This is a genomic window from Pseudomonas sp. SIMBA_068 (genome assembly GCF_046534705.1).
Classification (GTDB): Bacteria; Pseudomonadota; Gammaproteobacteria; order Pseudomonadales; family Pseudomonadaceae; genus Aquipseudomonas; species Aquipseudomonas putida.
Window position 1 is genome coordinate 1 of sequence record NZ_JAWRYI010001079.1, and the last position, 253, is coordinate 253.

Sequence of the window (253 nt, forward strand, 5' to 3'; positions counted from 1 at the left end):
GTGGACGTGGATGTCGGTAGGCGACTTTAACATCGGTTTTAACCTGGTGCTGGACGGCCTGTCGCTGACCATGCTCTCGGTGGTCACTGGTGTGGGTTTCCCTATTCACATGTACGCCTCCTGGTATATGCGCGGTGAAGAGGGCTACTCTCGCTTCTTCGCTTACACCAACCTGTTCATCGCCAGCATGGTGGTTCTGGTGCTTGCCGACAACCTGCTGCTGATGTACCTCGGCTGGGAAGGCGTGGGCCTG

General features: G+C 57.3%; 1 pseudogene. It reads left to right on the forward strand.

Annotated features, from left to right (window positions below):
* Positions 1-253 (forward strand): annotated as a pseudogene (locus SB756_RS32775) (NADH-quinone oxidoreductase subunit L); the annotation flags it as partial.